Raw genomic sequence first — 231 nt, forward strand, 5'->3', positions numbered from 1 at the left:
TGATGCGGGAAAACAACCTGCATACCGTTTGTGAGGAAGCGAAATGTCCGAATATTCACGAATGCTGGGCAGTGTGAAGAACTGCTACATTTATGATCCTCGGATCTGTTTGTACGCGCGCATGCCGTTTCTGTGCGGTGAAAACCGGTCTTCCTACTGGATTAGACTTGCAAGAGCCAGAACGCGTGGCAGATTCAGTGGCTTTAATGAATTTAAAGCACGCTGTTATAA

The 231-nt window shown here is 46.8% G+C and carries 1 pseudogene; it reads left to right on the forward strand.

Annotation, left to right across the window (positions count from 1 at the left end):
- Positions 1–231 (forward strand): annotated as a pseudogene (locus KVT11_RS20765) (lipoyl synthase); the annotation flags it as partial.

It is taken from the genome of Bacillus sp. GbtcB10 (assembly GCF_019091365.1).
Lineage (GTDB): Bacteria > Bacillota > Bacilli > Bacillales > Bacillaceae > Bacillus > Bacillus altitudinis.